The organism is Saccharicrinis sp. GN24d3, from assembly GCF_052400645.1.
Taxonomy (GTDB): Bacteria; Bacteroidota; Bacteroidia; order Bacteroidales; family Marinilabiliaceae; genus Saccharicrinis.
This window is the reverse complement of the sequence record NZ_JBQTGI010000001.1, coordinates 526,043-551,699: the sequence shown is the minus strand read 5'-3', so window position 1 is coordinate 551,699 and position 25,657 is coordinate 526,043. Positions and strand designations below refer to the sequence as shown.

18 protein-coding genes and 1 riboswitch are annotated in these 25,657 nt (G+C 39.8%); of the genes, 13 read left to right on the top strand and 5 right to left on the bottom strand.

Translation table 11 applies throughout. The features are described from left to right. Positions 1 to 154 precede the first annotated feature (154 nt). Positions 155 to 2,380, bottom strand: coding sequence for a RelA/SpoT family protein (locus ACT29I_RS01785; protein WP_444792556.1), 2,226 nt, complete (start codon positions 2,378 to 2,380; stop codon positions 155 to 157). Between the two features lie 201 nt (positions 2,381 to 2,581). Here ACT29I_RS01785 and ACT29I_RS01780 point away from each other — a divergent pair, with 201 nt between their 5' ends. From ACT29I_RS01780 to ACT29I_RS01770, 3 genes are all read left to right on the top strand, one after another. Continuing rightward, positions 2,582 to 2,869, top strand: a complete 288-nt coding sequence (locus ACT29I_RS01780) for a YtxH domain-containing protein (RefSeq protein WP_430933220.1) — start codon at positions 2,582 to 2,584, stop codon at positions 2,867 to 2,869. 141 nt (positions 2,870 to 3,010) lie between these two features. Then, positions 3,011 to 3,385: a phage holin family protein gene (locus ACT29I_RS01775; protein ID WP_430933219.1), complete on the top strand. Its 375-nt coding sequence runs from the start codon at positions 3,011 to 3,013 to the stop codon at positions 3,383 to 3,385. Continuing rightward, a complete protein-coding gene (locus ACT29I_RS01770; RefSeq protein WP_430933217.1) occupies positions 3,372 to 3,668 on the top strand; it encodes a hypothetical protein in 297 nt (98 codons plus the stop codon). Before ACT29I_RS01775 ends, ACT29I_RS01770 begins: the two co-directional genes overlap by 14 nt. 47 nt (positions 3,669 to 3,715) lie before the next feature. Here ACT29I_RS01770 and ACT29I_RS01765 read toward each other — a convergent pair whose 3' ends face one another. Continuing rightward, entirely contained in the window at positions 3,716 to 4,813 is a 1,098-nt protein-coding gene (locus ACT29I_RS01765) for a YncE family protein (RefSeq protein ID WP_430933216.1), read from the bottom strand. Positions 4,814 to 5,039: 226 nt separating this feature from the next. Beyond that, positions 5,040 to 5,257: riboswitch (cobalamin riboswitch) on the top strand. Positions 5,258 to 5,335: 78 nt separating this feature from the next. Between ACT29I_RS01765 and ACT29I_RS01760 the strand changes: the two genes are divergently transcribed. From ACT29I_RS01760 to ACT29I_RS01725, 8 genes are all read left to right on the top strand, one after another. Then, positions 5,336 to 7,294, top strand: coding sequence for a TonB-dependent receptor plug domain-containing protein (locus tag ACT29I_RS01760; protein ID WP_430933215.1), 1,959 nt, complete (start codon positions 5,336 to 5,338; stop codon positions 7,292 to 7,294). A 25-nt stretch (positions 7,295 to 7,319) separates the two neighbouring features. Further along, on the top strand, positions 7,320 to 8,411 hold the full coding sequence (locus tag ACT29I_RS01755; protein WP_430933213.1) for a hypothetical protein: 1,092 nt from the start codon (positions 7,320 to 7,322) through the stop codon (positions 8,409 to 8,411). 135 nt (positions 8,412 to 8,546) lie between these two features. After that, positions 8,547 to 10,583 carry an NAD-dependent DNA ligase LigA gene (gene ligA / locus ACT29I_RS01750; protein WP_444792555.1) on the top strand — a complete coding sequence of 679 codons (2,037 nt, stop codon included), beginning with the start codon at positions 8,547 to 8,549 and terminating at the stop codon, positions 10,581 to 10,583. Positions 10,584 to 10,587: 4 nt separating this feature from the next. Further along, the gene (locus ACT29I_RS01745; RefSeq protein WP_430933211.1) at positions 10,588 to 11,133 is read left to right on the top strand and encodes a DUF6913 domain-containing protein; all 546 of its coding nucleotides are present in this window, start codon (positions 10,588 to 10,590) and stop codon (positions 11,131 to 11,133) included. A gap of 81 nt (positions 11,134 to 11,214) precedes the next feature. After that, positions 11,215 to 11,802: a penicillin-binding protein activator LpoB gene (locus ACT29I_RS01740; protein WP_430933210.1), complete on the top strand. Its 588-nt coding sequence runs from the start codon at positions 11,215 to 11,217 to the stop codon at positions 11,800 to 11,802. Positions 11,803 to 11,915: 113 nt separating this feature from the next. Next, positions 11,916 to 13,316 (top strand): COG3014 family protein, encoded by a 1,401-nt coding sequence (locus tag ACT29I_RS01735; protein ID WP_444792554.1) that lies wholly within the window; start codon positions 11,916 to 11,918, stop codon positions 13,314 to 13,316. Between the two features lie 192 nt (positions 13,317 to 13,508). Continuing rightward, on the top strand, positions 13,509 to 16,211 hold the full coding sequence (locus ACT29I_RS01730; RefSeq protein WP_444792553.1) for a PAS domain S-box protein: 2,703 nt from the start codon (positions 13,509 to 13,511) through the stop codon (positions 16,209 to 16,211). Between the two features lie 406 nt (positions 16,212 to 16,617). Beyond that, complete coding sequence (locus ACT29I_RS01725) at positions 16,618 to 17,742, top strand: glycerate kinase (protein ID WP_444792552.1); 1,125 nt, start codon at positions 16,618 to 16,620, stop codon at positions 17,740 to 17,742. Between the two features lie 135 nt (positions 17,743 to 17,877). Here the strand turns inward: ACT29I_RS01725 and ACT29I_RS01720 are convergent, their stop codons facing one another. Next, complete coding sequence (locus tag ACT29I_RS01720) at positions 17,878 to 18,693, bottom strand: hypothetical protein (RefSeq protein WP_444792551.1); 816 nt, start codon at positions 18,691 to 18,693, stop codon at positions 17,878 to 17,880. A gap of 39 nt (positions 18,694 to 18,732) precedes the next feature. After that, positions 18,733 to 20,991 carry an NADH:ubiquinone reductase (Na(+)-transporting) subunit F gene (gene nqrF / locus ACT29I_RS01715; protein WP_444792550.1) on the bottom strand — a complete coding sequence of 753 codons (2,259 nt, stop codon included), beginning with the start codon at positions 20,989 to 20,991 and terminating at the stop codon, positions 18,733 to 18,735. A gap of 406 nt (positions 20,992 to 21,397) precedes the next feature. Between nqrF and ACT29I_RS01710 the strand changes: the two genes are divergently transcribed. Then, complete coding sequence (locus ACT29I_RS01710; RefSeq protein ID WP_430933204.1) at positions 21,398 to 22,552, top strand: hypothetical protein; 1,155 nt, start codon at positions 21,398 to 21,400, stop codon at positions 22,550 to 22,552. 11 nt (positions 22,553 to 22,563) lie between these two features. Further along, a complete protein-coding gene (locus tag ACT29I_RS01705) occupies positions 22,564 to 23,037 on the top strand; it encodes a T9SS type A sorting domain-containing protein (protein WP_430933202.1) in 474 nt (157 codons plus the stop codon). A gap of 112 nt (positions 23,038 to 23,149) precedes the next feature. On the opposite strand, the gene ACT29I_RS01700 is transcribed toward ACT29I_RS01705, so the two are convergent. Further along, positions 23,150 to 25,615, bottom strand: a complete 2,466-nt coding sequence (locus tag ACT29I_RS01700; RefSeq protein WP_430933201.1) for a sugar-binding domain-containing protein — start codon at positions 25,613 to 25,615, stop codon at positions 23,150 to 23,152. Positions 25,616 to 25,657: the final 42 nt, after the last annotated feature.

The following is a 25,657-nucleotide window of genomic DNA, read 5'->3' as shown; positions in this document are numbered from 1 at the left end:
TTATAACAACACATTAACCAATCAATGTAATACCATACCGATAACATCCCTTAAAACGATTCCATCCTTTGCCGCCCGCCCCTGCCTCATTGGCAACTGCAAACTGTTGACAGTCGGCTGATCACTAATTGTGCTGATAACAGATCAGCGAACACTACACCACCGAATCGATACGGGATACATTATACACCCCTTTAACATTTTTCACCTTTCTAATCAACATACCCAGCATATCCGTATCATTTACAAATACGGTTACCGTTCCCTCAAAACTACCTTCCTGTGAATCGATGGAAATAGAGCGCATTTTCATTTTCAAATCTTTGGTAATGACCTGGCTGATATTACTTACAATACCAATATCGTCGCTACCTGTAATTTTAAGCGTTGCCTGAAAGTTTGCCGAGCTACCGGAACTCCATTGTGCATTCACTATTCTATAACCGAATTTAGAGCGCATCTCCGGTGCATTCGGACAATTTTTCCTATGAATCTTAATACCTCCCGTTACACCCACAAAACCAAAAACAGCATCCCCAAAAATAGGACTGCAGCATTTGGCCAAAGAATAATCTACGTTCTTTAGGCTTTTGTCTATCACCAGTATGTCATCCGAACTTGCAACTTCGTCATAACTGGCTACAAAATTTGTTGCACTTTTATGTTGGGCAATAACATCCTGTTTTTCCTTGTCTAGAGCTTTGTTTTCCTGTGCGTGCACATAATCCTTAACGCTGGTAACGTCAATGGTGCCTACCGCAATCTCCCTGAAAAAATCGTTGATGGTTTTCGATTTATAATGCTTTACCAACTGATGGATCAACTGGTCGGTTAATTCTATCTTCCAATTCTTGAGCCTTCTAACCAGTGTTTCCCTGCCAAATTCCGATTCTTTATACTGGATCTCCTTAAGCGCTTGTTTTACCTTGGATTTAGCCCGTGATGTAGCCACCACTTTTAACCATTCAGCCCTTGGCTCTTGAGTTTTGGAAGTGATCACCTCTATATGATCACCATTTTTTAATACTTGTTTAATGGAGGCATGTTTGCCATTTATTTTAGCCCCGTTACATTGCTTCCCTACCCCGGAGTGAATATCAAAGGCAAAATCGAGAACTGTGGCACCTTTGGGCAAACGTCTCAGGTCACCTTTGGGCGTAAAAACAAATACCTCCTCATCGTACAGGTTAAGCTTAAAATCATCGATAAAGTCAATGGCATTTAGTTCCGGATTTTCCAATACCTCCCTGATATTTCCCAACCAACTATCCATTCCTTTTTCTCCTTCACCCCCTTTGTATTTCCAATGTGCAGCCAACCCTTTTTCTGCCACCTCATTCATCCTTTGGGTGCGAATCTGAACCTCCACCCATTTTTTCTCGGGCCCCAGCACAGTGGTGTGTAACGATTCGTATCCATTTGATTTAGGGATAGACAACCAATCGCGCAATCGCGACGGATTAGGCTGGTATTTGTCCGTAACAATGGAATAGACTTTCCAGCAGTCGGCTTTTTCATCTTTTTCCGCACTATCCAAAATAACACGGATGGCAAAAAGATCATACACGTTTTCGAAAGGTGTATTTTGCTTTTTCATCTTATTATGGATGGAATGGATAGTTTTTGTGCGTCCTTTTATATCGAATTTTAACCCAACAGCCTCCAACTCCTTCTTAATCGGCGCAATAAAATCGGCAATATACTTATCGCGAGCCCGTTTGGTTTCATTTAGTTTTTTGGCGATAAAACTATACATCTCCCGATTGGTGTATTTCATTACACCATCCTCCATCTCGCTTTTTATGGCATATAAGCCCAATCTGTGGGCCATAGGAGCATACAAATACCCTACTTCGGAAGCTATAACCTGCTGGCTTTCCGCTTCATATAAATTCAAGCTGCGCATAGTCTGCAACCTGTCGGCCAGAATAATCAATATTACCCTCACATCTTGGGCAAACGTCAAGAGTAGCTTTCTGAAATTTTCCGTTTCGATAGAAGTATCCTTGGTGTATAATTCTTTCACCTTGATAAGCCCGGTCACGATATCTTCCACCTTTTTACCAAACGCCTCCAAAATCTCATGCTTCTCAACATCTTCGTGCTGGACCACATCATAAAGAAGTGCGCAAATGATAGAAGTACGGCCTAAACCAATCTCCGAAGCAACAATGTTAGCCACTTCCAAAGAATGGATTGCCGACAGTTTACCGGATGGCCTTCTAAATTCTTTCTTCCTGCTTAACGCCATTTCAATGGCTTTCCTGACCTCTGTTATGTCCTCGTTAGATAATATTTTCCTGCAAGCTCTTAATAAGCTCCTATAATTCTGTGTTATTTCTTGTTTTTCGGAATGATTAAGTATAACCCGGTTCTCCATATAAATTCCATTCTAAATTCTTACTGCACTGGTCCATGTTTCAAAAACGGCCAGTCCGGTGCTAATCCCCAAATTTAGTGTACAGATATGTTTATTCAAAACTATTATCAAAAGCTTTTTTGTAATCTTGACTTTTATAAGTTTATGTGGTATATTATTAGGTGAATAAAATCATTATTAACTATTTAAATATTAAGAGTTATGAAAAATACCGGATTATTTTTAGGAGGCTTGCTTGCAGGAGCAATGGTAGGGGCTGCCAGTGCGTTATTATTTGCACCACAAAATGGAAAAGAAACCCGCAAACAATTAAAGGAAAAGTTGCATGAGCTTGAAAAAGAGATGAATGTAACCAAAGAAAAAATTAAGGAAAAAAGTGGTGAAATAAAAGAAGAGCTTAAGGCCAAGATCCACAATATTGAGGATAAAATTGAAAAATTACTCGAAGAGTACAAAAGAACTTTGGAACCTACAAATAGCCCTAACTAATTAATAACTTAAACCTTAACTCACATAAGTTATTCTGTTATTAGGCATCAGTTACAATTTTGTGACACTTTATTTTGAAGCCCGATTCAAATTTCTTACATTAATTAGAAATTGGTTCGGGTATTTTTATATTATTAAGGTATGAGCAAAAAAGAAAGTTTATCGGAAGAGGTCACCGAAGTTAAAAAAGAAATTGAATCTTACGTTCAGAACAGAATAGATTTGACAAAACTGCATGTCGCAGAAGATTTGAGCAGGCTTACTTCAGGATTAGCTGTTCGTCTTGTCCTGTATTACATCGCGTTTTTCGTACTGCTGTTCTTGTCGATGGCGGCTGCCTATGCAATTGGGAACTACACCAATAGCACCGAAACAGGCTTTATTATCGTGGCCGGCGCCTATTTGTTTGCGGGGCTCGTTTTTTATCTGTTTAAGGGAATGCTCATCAGCAAGCCAATTATTAAAGCGTTTATTCACTTATTTTTTCCTAACTACAGCAATTATGACAAAGAATAACTATTCGAACATAAGATCTTTCGAAGACTTCCGGAAAGAAAAAATGAGGCTTTTCTACGAAATACGTTTATCGGAAAAAAAATTGGAGATTAAAAAGATGGAACTTCAAGAGTATCTGAATCCTATTCGTTTTATTACCGCCATATTTAACGAATTGTCGAAGCCCCTTTTCTCCTTTATTAAATCGTTCGCAGAAGGAATTATAAAAAGGACAAAAGAAAATAAAGAGGCAAAAGCGCAAAAAAAATCCTCCGAATCATCATCTGACAAATCGGAGGATTAAATATCTTGCAAAGGCGCAATGAACAAAAAGCGCAGAACCATTTTTTGCTAGCGGACAAATACAAAATGACGCGGCATTACGCCAACTTCAAAAACAGTATTCTCACTATTATATGCATATCGGTCGAATATGAATACCGAACCGTTTGCCTCGCCCTGTCCATCAACAGCGCAAAAGTATTTTCCGGTATATGGATTAATGGCCATAGCATCAAACACCATACTTTTATAGGTTTCTTCCTTAAAAAACTTGTTGGCAGGTAATTCATCATCATCATAGCGCATAGCGTATGTACCATCGTTTACGTAAAATATGGTACCTCCTCCAAGTGAAGTCATTAAACAATTTCGCCCGTTCGCCACATAATCATCCACAAACGGAAACACTTTTACCTCATGTGTTCCGTAGTTGATCCTGGCCAATCCGGCACCTTCCCCATTCAATCCCACACACAATACCCATATGTTCCGGTAACCGTCGATCACCATCTCAACCGGAGTTTTTAGTTTCAGCGTGGTTGTTTCATCTAATTCCTGTTCCAGCGCTATTGTATCTGTTACCTCTTTTAGGGTAATATCAATAACCATCACGGTTGAATCAGGATATGCCTGACCGCCCGTATTGGCCACGTACAACTTTTTCCCCTTGCTATATGCTATTCTGGTAGGATTTTTACCTACTCTTAATGGTTCGCCAATCTCTATGGCAGTACTGTCCATTATCAAAACAGAGCCGGAATTCCCGTCACTCACCGTTCCTTGGGTAGCATATAAAAACTGGTCCGACACCGCCTTTAGGTCTGTCAAATTGCTAAACCCGTTTTCACTGCCTATTGATATGAAAGACTCCATATCAACCAAGTCAATCTCCTGGGCACCTGCCGAACCTTTTAAAATATAACCTCGGTTACCGACCACGGAAAATGCGGTCAGCTTTCCACCGAGCGAAACGCTATTGACTTCGTTATACATATCTGCAGTAACACTGCTGTCTCTTTCATTGTAAAAACTTACTGTTCCACCTTCATTTCCCACAAATACACCGGCAAGTGCATCATTAGATATGATATCCGGATAGTCTTTATCGCACGAAACAAATGCTATAAGAATGGTCAGAATTGCGGGGATATGGATTTTATTCTTCATTTATTTTTTCGTTTTCTATAAATTTCAAATGCAAATATAAGATTTCGGTTGATATAAACACTTATCTAATTCAAAACATAATCCTGATTCAAATCCTTTAAGAAAAAATAGTTTTTTTTATTTATTGCCATTTAAGCCACTATAAAGACCGTCCATTTATTTCTATGGTTCTCCCGTTGATTAATTATTTAAATTTTGAATAAATATTAAAACTCGATTATTTTATTACATTTGCACAAAATTTGGTTTTCAACGGTTGTAACAACCGGCGAATGAAAAGGGAATCCGGTGCTTGGCGTATACCAAAATTCCGGAACTGTACCCGCAGCTGTAGGTTCAATTAATTGTTACTGAAAGTCTCACACCACTGACAGGCACGTGTCTGTTGGGAAGGTATCAGTAATTTGAACGAGTCAGAATACCTGCCAATATAGTTTAACAAAGGCTTCGGGAGCTAGGCTGTTAAAGGTATTCTGCAAAGGGCATCTTTCCTATTCTATCCGAGCTACGATTTTAACAAAGATGCTAAGATTAGTAGGGATTGTTTTTATTATTGGTATTGCTTCCGTTGTCCATGGACAAACCTCATATTTTTTGAGTGACACCTCGCACCTGGTGCTCGAGGATACCATACATATTTTAGAGGTTGAGATTGTTTCTCCTGTGTCGAACAAATATCAGGTGGGAAGCAAAACACAAAATATATCCGCGGAACAATTGGAGCAAATGGCTTCCCAAAACCTAACCGGATTACTTTCCAGCTATGCTCCTATTTATATAAAATCGAATGCAGGTGGCTTGTCCAGTTTTCATTTCAGGGGTACATCAGCCGACCATACTTCCTTGATGGTTGGGGGACTAACCCTCAACTCGTTAACCCTGGGCAGCTCTAATCCGAGTAATGTACCCATCTTTCTTTTCGACAAGGTTAACATTTTGTACGGAAGTTCTTCCGCATCCGTTGGTTCAGGTTCCATTGGTGGTAGCATACGATTAGGTTCTTCCCTAAACTGGACGCAAGGACAAGAAGTAGATCTGCTTGCTTCAACGGGGTCGTTCGGGATGCACACGTTAGGCGGTAAAATTCTTTTGGGCAATGGTAAATTCGAATCTGTCACCCGCCTTTTATCTTACAAAAAAGAAAACAACTTCGAATTTAAGAATACAGAAATCAAAGACTTTGAAACGGGAAAATACAGAACTGAAAAGCAAAAATATGCGGCTATCGATAATATAAACCTTGTGCAGGAGTTCAATTTTAAATTCTCGGACAAGGAAACGTTGACTTCAATGTTTTGGTATGCCAATAATTGGCACGAAGTTCAACCAACCATAGAAGCCAATTCAAGTGACACGCTTAAGCGCGAAATATATGAAGATACACACTTGAGGAGTTGGGTTCAATACAATAACCAAAAGCACCAAGTAAATTTTCATGCCGGCGCAGGGTTTGTTTACGATGATGCTACTTACAATGACAATACGAATCAATCTATCTCAACGCAAAGGTTAGTTTCCGAAGTTGGTTTAAACCATCGATGGAAAAGTATGAAATACGCAATAGGTGCGCAATATAAACACATCATACCCGACGTATATGCTTATAAAGACAATCCAATAGAAGACCGGCTAGATCTATATTCATCATTATTCATTAATGCAGGATCAAACACTACAGTATCAATCAACCTACGCCAGCAATTTGTTACAGATTTTACCGCACCATTTACCCCGGCTTTAGGGATAGAACATAACCTAATGACCAATAAAAACTCCATCCTTAAACTGACAGGAAACATACAAAGAAGTTATAGAATCCCAACCTTAAACGATCGTTATTGGGACCAACCGAATTATACGGCAAACGAAAATTTAAAACCCGAAGATGGACTTAACATTGAAACAGGGATTAAACACACCATCTGTTCAGAATCGTTTACCCTTAAAACCAATATACAATACTTTTATATGGACGTTGACAACTGGTTGATGTGGATTCCTAAACCGGATGGTTGGATCGCTGCTAATATACTTAGCGTAAAAAGCAAAGGGGTAGAGTTTCATTCGGATGCTACTTTAAATCTCAATCGGACAACCATAAAACTAGGCGCAAATTACACGCACAACACAGCCGTCAGAGACAAATCGAAAAATCAAACCGATAAAATTGGTCGTCAACTGGAATACACGCCCAAAAACCTGGCCAATGGGTTTATCCATTTTAACTACAAAGAACAGGGTATAAAAGTTAATGGATCTTACACCGGAAGCAGATACTACAATCAGGAGGAAGGAAGAAGTCTTGACCCCTATTTTCTTTTTAATATCTCCGCGTACAAAAAACTGGAGCTAAAGAAACACAAGCTTCGTATATTTTTGAATGTCGATAATGTTTTCAGTGAAGAATATCAGAACGAATATAGATACGCCATGCCTATGGTAAGTTACACTTTAGGCGTGCGATTCAATTTTAAAAATTAATATTAAATTCTATAAATCAATAAAAATGAAAAAGTTAATTTTATTATTTGCCCTCGTTCCATTTCTGTTTTCATCATGTGAGGATGACAATGAGGTTATTAGCAATGATGAAACATCAAGTCTTTACATTGTAAATTATGGTAATTATGGAGGTACTAAAGGTTCTCTATCATCATTTAACCTGGCAGATTCAACGATAAACAATTATATATACGAATCTATTAATGGCGTTGCCATGTCAGGAAACCCGCAATTTGCCTATAGCTACGAGGGAAACATTTATGTAATGGGAAACAACAAGGACGAAGTATATCATTTCGACAATGTTTTCCTGGAACAAACTGAAAACGGCGTCACCTCTGATGTTGTTAAACCAAGATATTGTGTTGGTGATGGTGACTATTTGTATATTTCATGTTGGGGCGGCGACATCTGGGATGACATCAACCTGTCGTACATTGCCAAATACAATATTAAAACCAATGTTGTGGAAAAAAAGATTCCGTTGGCAGGTGGTGCCGAAGGGCTTGAGATTGTTAACGGTAAATTGTACTGTGCGCTAAATTACCTGCAGAAAGTGGCCGTAATGAATTTAGCCACAGAAGAATTTACATATATAGATCTTCCTGCTGTATCTTCTTATTTCCTTAAAGACAATTCCAACAACCTATACGTTAGCTTAATAAGCACATACGGATCTCCTTCTACCGAAACCGGGATTGGGTATATCAACACGCAGAATGACGAGCTTGATACCGTGCATCAATTAAGTGGCGTTTCCACCGGATACAGCTCCATCATGGCTGCCAATAATGATTTTTCAAAAATCTACCTTGTGGCATCTTCATGGGTGCAGGATGCGGATGAAAACTGGATTCAGGTAGGTGGGCTGCAAACTTTTGATGTAGCAACCAGCACTTTCGAAACGGAACCTTTTTTATCTAACATAAACGGTTTAAACGGAGTAGCCGTTAACCCGGAAACGAATGACGTATTCTGTATGATCTCGGAAAGCACTTCAGCAAATGGTCAATTGTTAATGTATAACAAAGATAAAGAACTCATAAAGACCTTTAACACGGGGATAGCCCCGGCTTGGGCTTTATTTGTACAATAAATATCATCTGCCAATTAATAACTGTTGAAGCATGCTTTCTCAAAATGTAGGGAAAGCATGCTTTTTTGTTTTCCCTGGTTCGTTCCTTGCCTAAAAATTGTATTTTTACACGTTACCTATTCTAAAAAATGATAGATGATGAGCAAAGATATACAACAAGAAATACAATACTTAAGAGAACAACTTAACCAACACAACCATAATTATTACGTTTTAAACCAGCCTACTATTTCTGATTATGATTATGATCAGATGATGCACAAGCTCCTGATACTAGAAGGAGAAAACCGCGATTTTTTTGACCCCAACAGTCCAACCCAACGTGTAGGCAGCGATTTATCCAACGATTTTCGGCAAATTACCCATCAATACCCTATGCTTTCGTTGGGCAACACTTACAACGAAAGTGAGATAGCGGATTTCCACCAAAGGGTAACCAAGGCCATTGGCGATGAGATTGAATACGTGTGCGAGTTAAAATACGATGGTACCGCCATAGGCCTTACCTATGAAAATGGAATACTGAAACATGCCGTAACCCGGGGCGATGGAGAAAAGGGGGATGACGTAACTTCCAATGTTAAAACTATACGAAGTATACCGCTGCAATTAAAAGGCGACTACTTGGAGAATTTTGAGATTAGAGGCGAAATTTTCATTCCTAAAGCCGAATTCCAAAAAATAAATGAACTCCGTGAAACAGAGGGTGAGGCTCCTTTTGCCAACGCCAGAAATGCTGCTGCGGGTTCGCTCAAAATGAAAAAAAGTTCCGATGTGGCCAAGCGTGGTCTGGATTGTTTCCTATATTATATGTTGGGCGACAAGCTGCCCTCTGCCCTTCATTCCAACAATTTGGAAAAAGCACGAACATGGGGTTTTAAAATTCCCGAACATTACAAACGCTGCCATTCTCTGGATCAGATTAACGATTTTATAAATTATTGGGATCGTGAAAGATTCAACCTGCCTTATGAAATTGATGGTATCGTGATAAAGGTGAATGATATAAACCTACAAAATGAACTGGGTTATACGGCTAAATCACCCAGATGGGCTATATCCTACAAATTTCAGGCGGAAGAAGCGCGCACAAAACTGCTGTCCGTCGACTACCAGGTGGGCAGGTCGGGTAAAATAACACCGGTCGCCAATTTGGAGCCTGTTCAACTGGCAGGCACAACGGTAAAAAGAGCTTCATTACATAATGCCGACATCATTGACCTACTGGATTTGCATGAATCCGATATGGTATATGTTGAAAAAGGTGGCGAAATCATTCCTAAAATCACACGGGTCGACGAAAGTGCGCGACACCCCATGTCCACTAAAATTAATTTCATAACACACTGTCCCGAATGTGGAACAGCGCTTATTCGCCCGGAAGGAGAAGCAGCACACTTTTGTCCCAACGATAAGGTTTGTCCGCCGCAACTCAAAGGAAAGATTGAACATTTTGTGAGCAGGAAGGCCTTGAACATTGATTCATTCGGCGAGCAGGTGGTTGACCTGCTTTTTGAAAAGGGATTGGTACAAGACGTAAGCGATATATATGCGCTAACCTACGATCAACTCAACGGCTTAACCAGAGTTTCCGGTGATGAGGAAAACAAAAAGCTTTTCAGTTTCCAGGAAAAATCGACACAAAACCTTTTAAACGGCATATCCAGATCAAAAGAAGTTCCTTTCTCCAATGTTTTATTTGGGTTGGGCATTAAACACGTAGGCGCCACGGTAGCCAAAACCTTGACCAAAAAGTTTAACACCATAGACAAACTGGCTGCTGCCACGCTGGAAGAACTAACAGAGGTGGATGACATTGGCCCCAAAGTGGCCGAAAGTGTGATAGCTTATTTTGCCGACCATGAAAATCAGGCCATGATATCGCGGTTGAAAAACACAGGCCTCCAGTTGGAAAGCGAAGAACAAAAAGAAAGCGAGGGCAAATTTACCGGACTCTCGTTTGTTGTCAGCGGAACCTTCTCTAATTTCTCCCGCGACGAACTTAAAACCATCATTGAACAACATGGCGGCAAAAACCTTAGCGGAGTTTCGGCAAAAACATCGTATCTTGTAGCGGGTGATAAAACCGGACCTGCAAAATTAGCGAAAGCTGTAAAGATCGGCGTGAAAATTGTGAACGAATCCGAATTTATTGATCTTCTAGAAAATTAATTCTGTGAACTACTATAATAAGCTTAGAATACGAATGGGTGCTTTCATGTTAAAGCAAAAACTTAAAAAGAAAAAACGGACACCTGTAATATGCAACTTAAAACAAGCCAGGGACATAGGAATTGTATTTAATTCAACCATTGATAACGACCGTCAAACAGTAAAAAAATTAGAATCGTTTTTTAAAGAATTAAAGATTACGGTTGAAGTGATGGGCTATTCCAACAGGAATAAAAACGGAGACACGCTCATTGGAGATAGTCATCATCATTATCTTTACGCTAATGATTTAAATTGGTATTACGAACCCAAAGGCGATACGGTTGATCATTTTATGCAAACCCCGTTTGATATATTAATTGATTTATACCAAGACGAAGAATTTCCGATTGAATACATCCTAAAGATGTCGAACGCAAAATTTAAAGTAGGCTGTGCGCACCTTGACAAAGGCCTACACGACATGATGATAGATGTGAGCAAAAAGAAAGGTGATTCGGCGTATTTAATAGAAAATATTAAGCATTACCTTAGCATTTTAAATAACTAGTTGGCACGATAATTGATTTTTCAGGATTATAATATTTACATTATTTGATATAAAAATTTATCCAACCAAAACACGTTAGATATGAAAACTAAATTACTTTCGTCCGTACTTTTCGTCGCGTTACTTTTTTCTTCCTGCGCCAGTCATAAAGTGGAGAGGGTGTCTCCCGATGAAGCAATCGACCTTAGCGGAAGATGGAACGACACGGACTCAAAAATGGTGGCAGAAGCCATGGTAGACCAGGTACTTTCAGGTGCATGGATCGACAACTATATGCAAAAAAACAACGGTAAAAAACCGGTTGTAGTAGTGGGTTTAATTTATAACAAATCGCACGAACATATTAGTTCAGGGACTTTTATTAAAGATGTAGAGCGGTCGTTTATTAATAGTGGCAGGGTTCGTCTTGTGCAGGCTGCCGACAAAAGAGAAGAACTTAGAAAAGAACGTGCGGCACAACAGGAGTTTGCTTCCCTGGAAACCGCCAAGCAGTGGGGGAAAGAACTGGGCGCCGATTTTATGCTAAACGGAGACATCAACTCCATTGTGGACACGTATAAAAAAGAACGCGTAAACTATTATCAGACGAATCTGGAACTTTCTGACCTTGAAACCAACGAAATAGTTTGGATTGGGGACAAAAAGATAAAAAAATACGTCAACAAATAAACAGCTGTTATATCATCCATTCGCAATAACAATAGCTGCGAATGGATATTTTTTTTGTCGCTTATGGTGCTTGCAAAAGTATCTTTTACTTCACGTGCTCACATTTAACTCGTATGCCAATTAAAAAAATAAAACTCGCACTTTTAATTGTCACCGCATTTATATCCTTAACCTTTGTGGGATGTGCTACTTACTACCAGAAAAACTATCAACTTCAGTCGTATATTACGGATGGTGATTTTAATTCTGCCGACAAACTTTTAAACAAGGATAAAAAAGGTGAAACCGGTATTAACAGGGTGCTCCATTACATGAACAAGGGTATGGTTAACTTTATGATGGGCCAATATGAGGTAAGCAATACCTATTTGGAAAAAGCCGACCTATACAACGAAGACTATAAAAAAAGTTTTGGATCGGAAGCGTTATCCCTGCTTTCGAACCCCATGGTGAAGCCTTATAAACCGGAGGATTTTGAAACCGTGATGGTGCATTATTACAAGTCGTTAAATTACCTGATGCTCGAAAAATACGAGGATGCGCTGGTAGAATGCCGAAGGGTAAACATTCAACTACAACAACTGAACGATAAATACAAAAAAAACACAAACAAATACGCCAACGATGCTTTCGCCCATAACCTAATGGGAATGATTTATGATGCATCCGGCGATAAAAACAATGCTTTTATTGCCTATAGAAACGCATACGACACCTATGAAAATGATTATAAAAAGCTCTTTAACATTTCTGCGCCGGAACAGTTAAAAAAGGACCTGTTACGTGTTGCATACCAGGTAGGGTTTATGCAAGAATATAACTTTTACAAGGATAAATTCTCACTGGAATACACCCCCAAAAACGATGACGAAGGATCGCTCGTGTTTTTATGGATGAACGGTTTTGGCCCCGTAAAATCGGAATGGAGTATAAACTTTACCAACACCGGATTTAACAACGGATGGGTTACTTTTGCCAACGAGAATTATGGGTTAAACTTTCCCGTATACGTGGGTAACAGAAAGCGGGAAGAACAAGGTGCATTTATGAACTTATCTTTTGTTCGTGTGGCCTTTCCCAAATATGTAGAAAGGAAACCTAAATTTTCGCAAGCACGATTACGAACCAACAACCAACAATATCAATTGGAATTGTCCGAGGATATTAATGCCATCGCATTTCAATCGTTAAAAGACAGAATGGCCAGAGAAATGGCGAACAGCATTGCCAGGCTTGCCACAAAAAAGGCGCTGGAATCATTGGCCAATAAAGAAAACAAAAACCTGGGCTCTATTGTCAGTATTGTAAATGCTTTAACAGAAAAGGCGGACACACGAAACTGGCAATCCCTGCCCTATGCCATACATTATACAAGAATACCATTACAGGCCGGAAACCACCAAGTGCATTTGCAGGTAAACGGTTCGGGTCAAAGTCATGAGACATTTTATTTTGATATTAAAAAAAACAAAACCACTTTTTTCACCTACCATCAGCTTGAAACGATCCAATAGTTATATCTTTAGGAAAATATCTTAAACAACAACTCACCTAAAATAATTGGAGTACTAAATCTCAGAATAAGTACATTGCTCAAAAAAAAACTGTTGTTGCTTAAATAATTTAGGCTATCGTGATATTTAGTTTTATTTTGTGGTTTCGTATTTTTTAAAATTATCACTACCTCATAACCATAAAGAAAAACTGTGAATTTATCCGGTCACAATTATAATTATTACCTAAAACGTTGGAAAGGACAATTTGGCATTTATGCCGAATTAATGAATTGTTCCATCGTTCTACTAGCCGAATTAAAAGAGGGTAATTTAACGGCAATCGCTTATAACTCGCCAAGCGAAAACAACATCTTCTTTAATAAAGATATCAGAAATAGTCTCAGCAAAATCATTATCGACAATTCAGAAGCTTATTCTATTGACAACCTGCAAAACTCCCAAAACAAAGAAACCTTGGAAGGACAAGCCGGTTTAAAATGTTTGTACGGTGTTCCGGTGGTTGACGAAAATGGCAAGTGTTTTGCTAGTTTATGTATGTACTCCAGGGAACAAAGTTATATTTCCGATGAAAAAACAAATCAGCTTGAAACCATTAAAATACAAATAGAGGAAGACATATTATACGCCAACAAAGAACGTCATAAACACAATATTACCAGAGATTTACTACTGAGCGAAGATGAGAAACTGAAACATTTTTTTCGTTTCTCCCCCATTGGTATATTTTATTTTGACACAAACCTGATTATTACCGATCTGAACGAAAAATTTGCTGAGATACTTAAATCGGACAAGCAGGTATTATTGGGGCTTAACATGAAAAAAATTCATGATAAAAGAGTACTTCCAATACTTCAAAGTGCACTTTTGGGCGTTGAGGAAGAGTACGACGGCGAATACCTCACCTCCACGAGCGGTGCCAAAGTTAATATCCTCCTTAAGGCGTCCCCTGTTTTTGTAAATCAAAAAATTGTTGGTGGAATAGGTATTCTTCAGGATACCACTACCAGGACCAACATAGAGAATGCGTTAAAATCGAGTGAAAATAAATATCGCGAACTGGTAGAGAAAATTAACGACGTTATTTTTTCGATAGATGCTAATGGTATCTGCACCTATGTTAGCCCGGTCATTAAGTTATTGATAGGGTATGCCGCCGATGAAGTTATCGGGTATCATTTCATCAATTTTATATTCGAAAGTCACAGAATTACCTTTAACGACGCCCTGCAAAAGGTGAAATTTGGTTCTACTGTTATTTCCGAAGTTAAAATAAAAAATAAATACGGCACATTTCATTGGATACGCTGCTCCATGCGCCCGGTATATGGAGAAGATGGCGTCTTTATGGGCATCCATGGCATCGCTCAGGACATTGAAGAAACTAAACTCGCCGAAATGTCGCTGAGAGAAAGCGAAGAACAGTTTAGATTGGTAGCGACCAATATATCCGACATTATTTACGAATGGGACCCCTCCAGTGATGGGTTAACCTGGTACGGGAATCCTTCTGTTATTCAAAAAAAATTTAGTTCGATTAACAAATTTTCGGAGTTAAACCTACTCATCCATGAAGAAGACCGTAACAAAATAAACAAACTATGGAGTGAGGCTCAAAAAAATGGTGTAGCCTGGAAAGAAGAATTTAAAGTTTTATCCAGGAATAATAAACCCATACATATTTTAGGTAGCGGTTTAATGTTATTTAAAGATAATAAGCCGAAAGGCTTTGGAACGCTTACCGATGTGAGCAAAGAGAAGGAACTTGTTCACGATCTGAAATTGTCGAACCAAAAGTTGGCCGACAATATGGCAAAAACAAACAGCCTTTTATCTGCCATACCCGACATGATGTTTACCTTTGACAGATCCGGGAATATTACCGACTATCACAGCAACGACGAATCGAAACTGTTTAAAAAGGCCGTCGATTTCTTAAATCAGAATGTTACGAAAATATTGCCGCTTGACATTGCCGAACTAACAATTGAGAAGATTGCCAAAGTACTCCGAAATAAAAATATTGAAACGTATAAGTACCAACTCCCAGTTGAAGGTGGCCTTCAAACTTTTGAGTCCAGAATGGTGTTTCTTGATCCGGAACATACCTTAGCTATAGTTAGAAACATTACCACCCAGGAGCTGGCGGAAAAAGAATTGATAGCGGCAAAAGAAAAAGCCGAAGAAAGCGACCATTTAAAATCCTCGTTTTTGGCAAACATGTCGCACGAAATAAGGACACCCATGAATGGTATCATTGGCTTTTCCGAGTTATTATCGTCAAAAACCATGAACCCTGCCGAAAGGGAATATTACACTTCGGTTATTGTTAAAAGTGGCCACCAATTGCTTGATATTATCAACGATGTGCTGGAAATTTCGAAGATAGAAACAGGTCAAATTCAGGTCAATAACACCATTGTTAATGTTTCCGATGTATTTCAAACCATGTTATCCTTCTTTAGTAAAAAAGTGTTAGAAAATAAGGTTGAGCTAACTACAATATATCCTGAAAATCAAGAAGAATTGATACTATTAACTGATGACGGTAAGCTTAAACAGATATTAAGCAACTTAATTAGTAATGCGGTAAAATTTACAATTGACGGCACTATTCGTATGGGTTATTCCATTATTAGGGATGCATTTGTTGAGTTCTTTGTGGAAGATAACGGTATAGGGATTGCCAATGAAGAGCAGAAAAAAATATTCGAGCGGTTTTCGCAGGCCAATCCTCAAATTATGCGGCAGCATGGAGGAACAGGTTTAGGTTTATCTATTTCGAAAAGCCTGGTGGAAATACTGGGTGGATCTATTTGGGTAGACTCAAAACTTGGCAAAGGTTCCAAATTCTCGTTTACCATACCCTATAAAAAACCAATTATTAATTAGCCGTGAAGTATTCTGATCCTATCAGTTTGAAGGTATACCCCAAACGGAACGTTAGTTAAAGCCGGATTATCGTATTAGAGGTGCAAAATGAGCATTTAAAATACCATAAAACAAGGAGTTGCCAAAACGAGGCAGCACCCTCTGGTGAGATGAAGCAAATCAGCGAAACGCCTTGTTTTGAAGTAGCTGAATTGCGTAACAGGATTCCTAATGCATATGACGGGTTAAAGGTGTACGTAAAATTGATTCGAAAAAAAATAAAATATCGAACCTGGATAACAACTTGTCAACACTACCGAAGGCTGCGCTATAAACGAAACCTTGGTTATCTGAAAAACACTACAATATTCCTTTTTGCGTTTATGCAGTATAATAAATATTCCTACTTTGTGATTAACCTTACACAATGAAAATAATAATTGCCCCGGATAAATTTAAAGGTTCGCTGACTGGATTGGAGTTTTGTGATGCGGTGGAACGAGGTATCAAAAAACATGTTTCCGATATTGAAATCGTCAAACTTCCCCTGGCAGATGGAGGCGACGGTACTATTGAAGTGCTCAAATATTACCTGGATGGAGAAATGATCACCTTAGAAGTGCACGATCCGCTATACCGTAAAATTAACGCATCCTACTTATATTCCGAAAGCAAAAAAACGGCTTACATCGAAATGGCAGAAGCTTCGGGTATTCGGCTATTAAAAAACGAAGAACTGAACCCGCTGGAAACATCCACTTTCGGGACCGGTGAATTAATTGCGGATGCGCTCAACAAGGGTGTCAAACATATTATTTTGGGTATTGGGGGAAGTGCTACCAACGACGGTGGATTAGGAATGGCAAAAGCGCTTGGGTATCGCTTCTTTGATGTGAACAACAAGGAGTTGGAAGGTAAAGGAAGTGACTTAATAAAACTGGTCAAAATAGATAGCTCACGGGTAAATCCTCGTATTAAAAACGTAAATTTTGATGTGGCTTGCGATGTGGATAATACCTTGTTCGGGATCAACGGGGCTGCATATACCTATGCCCCACAAAAAGGAGCCTCTTACGAAACTGTAAAACAACTGGATTCTGGCTTAAGAAACTACAACGCCGTTGTTAAAAACCAGTTTCATAAAGATTTACAGCATATACCCGGGACCGGGGCTGCAGGCGGACTGGGTGCTGGGAGTATTTTGTTTTTAAATGCCCAGCTCAACTCCGGCATCGATCTGATAAAAAACGAGGCCAACTTTGACAGAAATATTGTAGGTGCAGACTGGATTATTACGGGCGAAGGAAAACTGGACGAACAAACTTTCTCGGGCAAGGTAATTAAGGGGGTGATGGATTCACTGACCACCCAAAAGCTGGCTGTTTTTTGTGGCATCAGCGAATTGGCGCCGGAGAAATTGCCTGAATTGGGAGTTCATTACCTAAAAGAAACCAGAGATCTTTCCATAAGTTTAGACGATTCAATTAAATATGCGGGCCGGTATTTAGAAATGGCTGTTGAAGAATTTGCGAGATCAGCTCATTTGGTATAAAAAAGAAACGTTTGAGCACCCCTTGAATCATTCAGAAATTTGTAATTAATGGTTTCAGATTATGTAACAGAATCTACCCTTGCCATAGTTTGACACTTAGTCAGGGGTATGTGTAAAATAGTTTGGATTAACCTTCTATTGCAAATTTTCTTTCAGGTATTCCATCATCTGTTTATTGATATCCCACTGATCACTAACTTCCTTCTGTGTAAACGGAAGCCTTGGCATATACGGGTATGGGCCAAATTCGGGACAGATATAAAACACCTCTTCTCCCCTTTCCTTAGCCAGGTCGATAATTCTTTGCCACCAACCAACAAACCTATCCAGGTTCGTCTTCCATTCAGGGGCAAAAGGATGGTTTACCTGGGCACTCTGATCAAACCCTACACGGGCATGAATATACCTGCAATGCGGAATTATCTTCTCAAGAATATGCTCCTGGTCTTCCAGCAAACTTTCCGAAACATTACAAAAATGAGAAAAGTCGGCGTTCAGCTCAAGTTCCGGATATTTCTCCAAATAAGGCAACAAACTAAATGCATGATGATTAAACCGTCCTCGGTGTGTTTCGTGGATAATTCGTGCACCGGTTTCTATTATAACCCGTTGACAACTTTCTATCAAGCTACTATTATCCTCAAATGAAAAGAAATCCTTGCCTGTATGTGAGTTAATGAATACAGGTTTAAAAGAGGCCAAAAATTTTAATCGATCCACCAAACGTTTACGATATTCGTCTACACTTTCATTTTTGGGCGGCAACCATTGCTGTGCAATAAAAACAGCCCCTGTTTCCTTAAAGGTTTCCTTTACTTCCTTATCAAATCCTTGCTCGGGAGTAAAATTCATTTCAACACCATCGTAACCGCCAGCCAGGGCTTTTTGAACAAAAGTTTTTGGGGAAAGCGTTTCACTTCCCCAATAAGGGCATATATATTTGATTTCCATATTTGATTAGATTATAAATTTGTTCAGTATAACAAGACTTCAAAATTCATCATATGCTATCGCCTCTTCGTGAACACCATATTTTGCCAAAAGGTCTTTACATGCTTCAATCATGGCTGGTGGACCACATAAATAAAACTCAACATTACCTATATCTTTAATCTTTTTCAGATATTGCTCTTCCACTACCTGATGAATAAACCCCACATGCGATTCCCAATTATCAGATGGGAGCGGCTCGGATAAGGCCACATGAAAATCGAAATGAGGATGCTTGTCTGCCAATTCATTAAAGTAGTCCTCGTAAAATAATTCCTGAAGAGAGCGCGCCCCGTACCAATAACTGACTTTTCGCTTCGTTTTTTCCGTTTCGAACAAATGCGATATGTGGGATCGCAAAGGAGCCATCCCTGCTCCTCCTCCAATATAAACCATTTCCTGGTCCGTGTCTTTAATATGAAAATCGCCAAACGGTCCGGTGGCATTCACCAAATCCCCTTCTTTCAGGTTAAACACAAAGGACGAACCTACTCCCGCCTTCACATTTTTTCCTGGTGGTGGAGTAGCAATTCTAACATTAAACCGAAGCTGTTTCTCTTGAAAGGGATTATTGGCCATGGAATAATTACGCCGTGTTTTGGTATGATTGGAAGCAAAGTTCTCAAAAAGTTTAAGTTGCTCCCAGGCAGAACGGTAAGGTTCAGTGATCAGCATTTCTTTGAACCTGGTTTGATGTGCCGGAATCTCGAGATGGATATATTCGCCAGGTTTAAAATTGAAGGCATCTCCATTTATCGGTTCCAGAACCAACTCCTTAATAAAGGTGGCCACGTTATCATTGCTCACCACTTTAAATGGTATCCTATCCCGTGCATCGTAATGATAGGATGCATTTAGATTTAAATAAACGAATCCATCTTTGGTTTTCACCTCATAGGTTGACAATCCCAGGCACACCGGTGGTCGTTGCACCGAACCATCTTCAATTTTAAACCGTCCATTATGCTTGGCACATTCTATCTGGTTACCTACAATTAATCCATCAGCCAGATGTGTATTTCCGTGCGTGCAAATACCTTCGGTGGCATAAAACTTATCACCCGGTAATTTGTACAACGCAAAAGTTGCATCTCCACAATCAACACGTAATATTTCGTTATAAACCATCTCGTCCTCACAACAGACTTTAATCCAACCATCCTTATCTGCATCCTCTTTTTTGATGCTGACCGATTCATTTATCTGTTGCGGAATGGATTCGCTTGGGAGTTCCCTTTCGACAAAATATCCAGGATCTTTCACTTGCTTACGCACAGCCGGAATAATTTCTTTAAAAGTGTTGATAATTCCCCTATAAGGTGGAGGGCAATCATCTTTCATTAACTCGTGTAGCTTAGGCAGGGCATGATAAGGAACCAATGGAAACATATGGTGTTCGATATGATAATTCATGTTCCAATACAGGAAACGATGAATCCTGTTCATATAAACAGTACGACAATTCAAACGGTGATCCAAAACATTTTCTGACAATCCTGCATGCTGGGTAAGCCCATAGATAGGCATCAACCAGGAACCAAACAAAGTAGGAAGCCCGATAAACATAATTGGGAAAGGTGTTTTAAAAAGAATGGATGCCAGTATAACCGTCAAATAAATAGCCAGATAAACACGTGCCTTGAAAATCACTTTTTTGTTTTCATATGCAGGTAAATAAGTGGCCACTTCCTCATCAATTTTACCGCTGGCATGGATCATAATTTTACGCATCTCGTTTGGCGGAGCGCTTAAACCAAAAAAATTCAGAATAATGGCTTTGATATCCGGAGGACGGGGAACCGATATCTCAGGGTCTCGACCCCGAACCAGGGTATCGCTATGATGCCTGGTATGGCTATAACGCCAAACCGTTGATTGGCGGAATACCATAAACGAGGCCATCTCGTACAGGGCATTGTTCATCCAATCCGACTTAAAAGCCGTTCCGTGACTCGATTCATGCCAACGAGAATCCGAGGTAGAAGCATATAATACGCAATACGCCAAATAAGGAACCACTGCCCACCAACTCCCCCAAAGTTTGACCGTTAAAAAAGCAAAGCCAATAATTAACCCAAGCCATAACAAGGTGTCCCTAACCGCCGGACCATTTCTTCTTTGCAGTAATTCGATCATTTTAGCTCTTGGGATAGGCGAAGTATACCAAACCGCCCCGGCCAACCCTTTGGATATCGCCCTTTCAGACTCTTTTCCCACCAATGAATAATCTCGTATTTGTTTAACTTTTTCTTTTGACATACTATTTTATAAATCTGTTTATTAGTATATTACATACTACAAATACATTATTAATCGTATTAGTACAAATATACAACCCAACAACCTTGATTTTGTTTTATGCTTTTTTTAAACTACCTACCATGAAACGTTTTGAACCAATCATCAATTTAAAGGTAAAGGCCACAAATACTTATAGATTATCATGCCAATCCATGGTCCGGAGTAAATGCTAAACTAAAGCAAGCCAATACAGAGCGCTATTTACTATGTATACGAAATATGCCTCCCCTTGCGCATACACCATCTTTTTTCTTGACTAGCCTGCACAACATTCGTAACTTAACTAATATGCAAGCTCTTATAAAAATGGCATTGATATAAATAAATATATCCAAGACCCAGATTTTCACTTAAACAAACTGCCATGAAGAAAAGATTACTTTGTTTGATTAAACTGACATTTTTAGGCTTCGTGCTAATTGCTCAGGTGCCAGAGGCTTTTAATTACCAGGCTGTAGTTCGTACCAGTTCCGGAGAGGTTGTTCCAGATCAATTAGTCTCTTTCAGGATTAGCATATTAAAAGAATCTGAAACCGGGAAGGTGATGTACAGTGAAACACATTCGGTAACCACAAATGCATTTGGGCTGGTTACGCTTAGAATAGGAGAAGGTAGACCTGTGGACGGTATTTTTGGTCCGGGAGGATGGGGACTGGCACCCCATTTTATCAAAGTTGAACTGGACTTAACCGGAGGAACCAGCTTTATACATATGGGGACTTCCCAATTAGTATCGGTTCCTTATGCGTTTCATGCATACACGGTCACGAACGATGAAATTGACGATGCGGATGCCGACCCCGGCAACGAAATCCAGACGCTTGGCTTAAGCGGACGAGAGCTTACCTTGTCGAACGGCGGAGGCAGTGTTACCATTCCCGGCAATGAACTTTGGCATGCCGAGGGTACCAGCATTTATTATCCTACGGGACGGGTTGGCATTGGAGATTTTAGCGTTTCGTACCCGCAAATGTTTCAGATCAGGGGCGAAAATGCCTCCGCAATTCTTACCGGTACCGCAGGGAGTGCATATATCGATTTGGGCAGATACAATGTGGCTTCCAGCTCGGCCTACCTAATATTCGCTACCGACGGGACACGTAAGTTCAGGGCCGGTTTGTTTGCGGGACATGAAAACTACCGGATATCGGCTCACCACAGTAACTTGGTTGGACTGGAAGTACAGGAAGACGGGGTTGTTAAAATATCCCACGAACTACATACCTCCAATACCAGTTCTGCCAATATGGTTCCAATTGCTTATGGTGTTGTAAATGCCAACGGAACCATCGCTGCCAGTACGGGTAATTTTACGGTTGAAAAAAGCACAGGCAGATATTTCATAACCATCGATGGCGAATCGTACCATTACCAGCAATACATCACCATTGTTTCAATTATTGGCACTTACGGCTTTTCATCAATCTCATCCGGAGCAGGAAGACTATATGTATATACCAAAAATACGGATAATGAGTTTGAAGACATGAGTTTTTCTTTTGTGACCTATAAACCTTAACGACAACTGATATGAAGAAGTTTTTAACAATAGGATGCTTTATTTTATCTGTACAGTGCCTTTTCGCGCAGGAAGTATTGAATGCATCCGGTTCATCCAATGAGCATTCCGGCTATGTAATTAGCTGGAGTATCGGTGAATTGGTCGCGGAGACATATACGGGCAGCAAATCCTTTTTAACACAGGGATTTCTGCAAACCAGGCTCGATATACCGACCTCATATTTTCAGGTAAAAGATGAATATGACCTAGAAATATACCCCAATCCGGTAATCAACAATTCTGTATCTCTCAGCATCAAAGGGATTGAACTGTCCAATTTATCCTATCAGCTGTTCGATATAAGTGGACGAATCTTGAAAACTAATAAGATAGAAAGTAATCCTGCAAGTATAGACATGACTAACCTGGTTCCAGGTATTTATTTGCTTCGGATCAGCGGGGATGAAAAAGAAATCAAGACTTTTAAAATCATTAAAAAATAACCCTTTACTATACAAGCATTAAGTTAAGCTTATTTTTAGGTGACCATTCGGGGCGTGACTGAAAGTCGCGCCCCGAATGGCATTATTATACTTTTGATACAGCCCAATAAGGTTATTTTTCGGTTTTTATCACAATCTCGTTTGAAGTAAGCGCCCCGGCCTTCGCCCTTATCGTTATCTCTCCCGCTTTTCTCGTGCTTTGAATCAACAGCAAAGCTTTACCGTTATGTGTTACAATTTGGTTTGATTTATGACTCTGCACGTTTCTGTCCCATCCGTTATCCACCGCAATATTGATGCCTTCACCCTCTATTTCAAATACGAGTTGCATTTCTTTATCGGGTACAATATCTCCTTTACCCGTTGTTAAATTAGCTTCAATATGTACCACATCATAACCATTGGCTTTCATGGTAGTTCTGTCGGTTTTTAATTGAACTTTCGTTACCCACTTGGCGGATCTTAATGCGTAATTGGATACTGTTTTATCACCGTTTATACCCACAGCCTTTATCTCTCCTTCCTGATACGGCACCAGGTATTTTACGATATGATCCTCAAAATCGTGGGGGCTTTTAACTCCATAACTTTTACCGTTCACAAATAGCTCAACCTTAGGTGAGTTAGAATACACCTCAACAAACACCTGATCCCCTTTTTCGTAATTCCATGTGGGGTCCACATCTTCGAACAACCATTTATCCAGCCAGAACCTTACCCGGTTATCCACCCATTTTCCGTCCTCATAAATCCATTGCGCTTTTTTAGCATGTTTGGTCGCCAAATATATCGATGGTTCATCGTTCCAAAGTGTTTTATAAAAATGGCCGCGGGGCGTAAAGAATCCGGCAAAGTCCATCAACGATATCTCCAAACCCTTCCAAGGGAATGGGCCGGACTCTCCCAGATACGCAATTCCTGTCCAAATAAAAATACCGGCTACAAAGTCTCGGTCAACCGCATCTTTCCATTCCTGGTAGGTCCCCCAGTTTTCCGAACCATACATCAATCGGTTAGGATAGTTCCTATGGTCCTCATCGTAATTTACTGCCCGGTAGTTATAACCAATCACATCCGGCACATCAAAGTAACCTGTCATATTTCCGGCTTTTGGTAAAACACCACCTGCAGTAACATAACGGGTTTTATCCACCTCTTTAATCCAACGTTCAATTTCCTCCGCTGTTGCTTTTAATTCATCACCTCCATCTTCTTCAATTTCAGACAATACCTGATTTCCCAATCCCTGGTTGCTTTTTTCCATTTTATAATAATAAGGATAAGTCCATTCAATTTCGTTACCCATACTCCACATAATGATGGACGGATGATTGCGGGAATAGCGCACCATATCCTTCACATCACGTTCTGCCCATTCCTCAAATATATCCCCATAACCTGTTTTAAGTTCCGGACGCATATCCTTGGCAAAACGCGAGGTAATCCACTTGTCCTTATTTTTTCTCCACTCATCCAACGCCTCGTTAATAACCACAAAGCCCAACTCGTCGCACAGCTGTAACAAGCCCGGGTCAGCCGGATTATGAGACATTCGAATGGCATTGACACCAATGTCTTTCAACCCGTTTAATCTTCGTTTCCAAACATCTTTGATAAAAACACCACCAACAGCACCGGCGTCATGGTGCAAACAAACTCCTTTTAGCTTGATATTCTTCTCGTTTAAATAGAAACCTTTGTTGGCATCAAAACGGAATGTGCGGATCCCGAAGTCAATCGGGTATTCGTCCAGTAGGGTTTTACCAGACAAAACCTGAACTTCTGCCTTGTACATGTTTGTTTGTTCGATGCTCCAAAATTTTGGCTTGGGCACTTTTACTGCCAATGCTAGGGTGTCGATTCCTGAGACAACTGCCCGCTGGCTGTGGCTACCGATCACTTTGCCTGATTTGTCTTTTATGGACACCTTAACCGTTAACCTCTGCTTTTCAGGTGTCTTGATTACAGCAAATGTTTTCACGATAGCTTGTGCCGAACTAACTCTCGGAGTCTCTACCCAAGCGCCAAATTGTGGAACATATGTTTTTGAAGTAGTTACCAATCGTACGTTTCGGTATATGCCGGAACCTGTGTACCAACGTGAATCGGCGTAATTAGAATGGTCTACCTTTACAGATATTACATTATTACCACCCTTTTTTAAATAAGGTGTAAGCTCATATCCAAATACGCTATACCCATAAGGACGCTTGCCCAAATAATGCCCGTTGATCCAAACCTCTGAATTATTATAAATTCCATCAAACTCAATAAAGGTCAGTTTATCTTTTGATGCTTCCGAAACACTGATTTTTTTACGGTACCATCCTATACCGGCGGGCAAAAAACCTGTTGACCCTGATGTGTTTTCGGTAGTGTAATTTTGCTCGATAGACCAATCGTGCGGCAGATTCAATTCCCTCCAGTCGTCATCATTAAAATCAACGTTTCTTGCTTCAGGCACATCTCCCAAATTAAATTTCCAGTTGAAGTTAAAATCTTCAACATGACGCGATGATTGGGCATTTGACCCCAAAAAGAGAATTAATAAGAGAATTGTTGTAAATAGATTTTTCATTTTTCAATATTGTTTTACCGCTAGAGTACCAAAAACACAAAA

What these genes read in the sequence shown, in the direction of transcription:
- ACT29I_RS01755 (WP_430933213.1), top strand. Translation starts at nt 7,320, where the DNA reads ATGAAAAAGTTAATTTTATTATTTGCCCTCGTTCCATTTCTGTTTTCA.
- ACT29I_RS01765 (WP_430933216.1), bottom strand. Translation starts at nt 4,813, where the DNA reads ATGAAGAATAAAATCCATATCCCCGCAATTCTGACCATTCTTATAGCA.
- ACT29I_RS01735 (WP_444792554.1), top strand. Translation starts at nt 11,916, where the DNA reads ATGCCAATTAAAAAAATAAAACTCGCACTTTTAATTGTCACCGCATTT.
- ligA (WP_444792555.1), top strand. Translation starts at nt 8,547, where the DNA reads ATGATGAGCAAAGATATACAACAAGAAATACAATACTTAAGAGAACAA.
- ACT29I_RS01700 (WP_430933201.1), bottom strand. Translation starts at nt 25,615, where the DNA reads ATGAAAAATCTATTTACAACAATTCTCTTATTAATTCTCTTTTTGGGG.
- ACT29I_RS01705 (WP_430933202.1), top strand. Translation starts at nt 22,564, where the DNA reads ATGAAGAAGTTTTTAACAATAGGATGCTTTATTTTATCTGTACAGTGC.
- ACT29I_RS01720 (WP_444792551.1), bottom strand. Translation starts at nt 18,693, where the DNA reads ATGGAAATCAAATATATATGCCCTTATTGGGGAAGTGAAACGCTTTCC.
- ACT29I_RS01780 (WP_430933220.1), top strand. Translation starts at nt 2,582, where the DNA reads ATGAAAAATACCGGATTATTTTTAGGAGGCTTGCTTGCAGGAGCAATG.
- ACT29I_RS01740 (WP_430933210.1), top strand. Translation starts at nt 11,215, where the DNA reads ATGAAAACTAAATTACTTTCGTCCGTACTTTTCGTCGCGTTACTTTTT.
- ACT29I_RS01760 (WP_430933215.1), top strand. Translation starts at nt 5,336, where the DNA reads ATGCTAAGATTAGTAGGGATTGTTTTTATTATTGGTATTGCTTCCGTT.
- ACT29I_RS01710 (WP_430933204.1), top strand. Translation starts at nt 21,398, where the DNA reads ATGAAGAAAAGATTACTTTGTTTGATTAAACTGACATTTTTAGGCTTC.
- ACT29I_RS01725 (WP_444792552.1), top strand. Translation starts at nt 16,618, where the DNA reads ATGAAAATAATAATTGCCCCGGATAAATTTAAAGGTTCGCTGACTGGA.
- nqrF (WP_444792550.1), bottom strand. Translation starts at nt 20,991, where the DNA reads ATGTCAAAAGAAAAAGTTAAACAAATACGAGATTATTCATTGGTGGGA.
- ACT29I_RS01775 (WP_430933219.1), top strand. Translation starts at nt 3,011, where the DNA reads ATGAGCAAAAAAGAAAGTTTATCGGAAGAGGTCACCGAAGTTAAAAAA.
- ACT29I_RS01785 (WP_444792556.1), bottom strand. Translation starts at nt 2,380, where the DNA reads ATGGAGAACCGGGTTATACTTAATCATTCCGAAAAACAAGAAATAACA.
- ACT29I_RS01770 (WP_430933217.1), top strand. Translation starts at nt 3,372, where the DNA reads ATGACAAAGAATAACTATTCGAACATAAGATCTTTCGAAGACTTCCGG.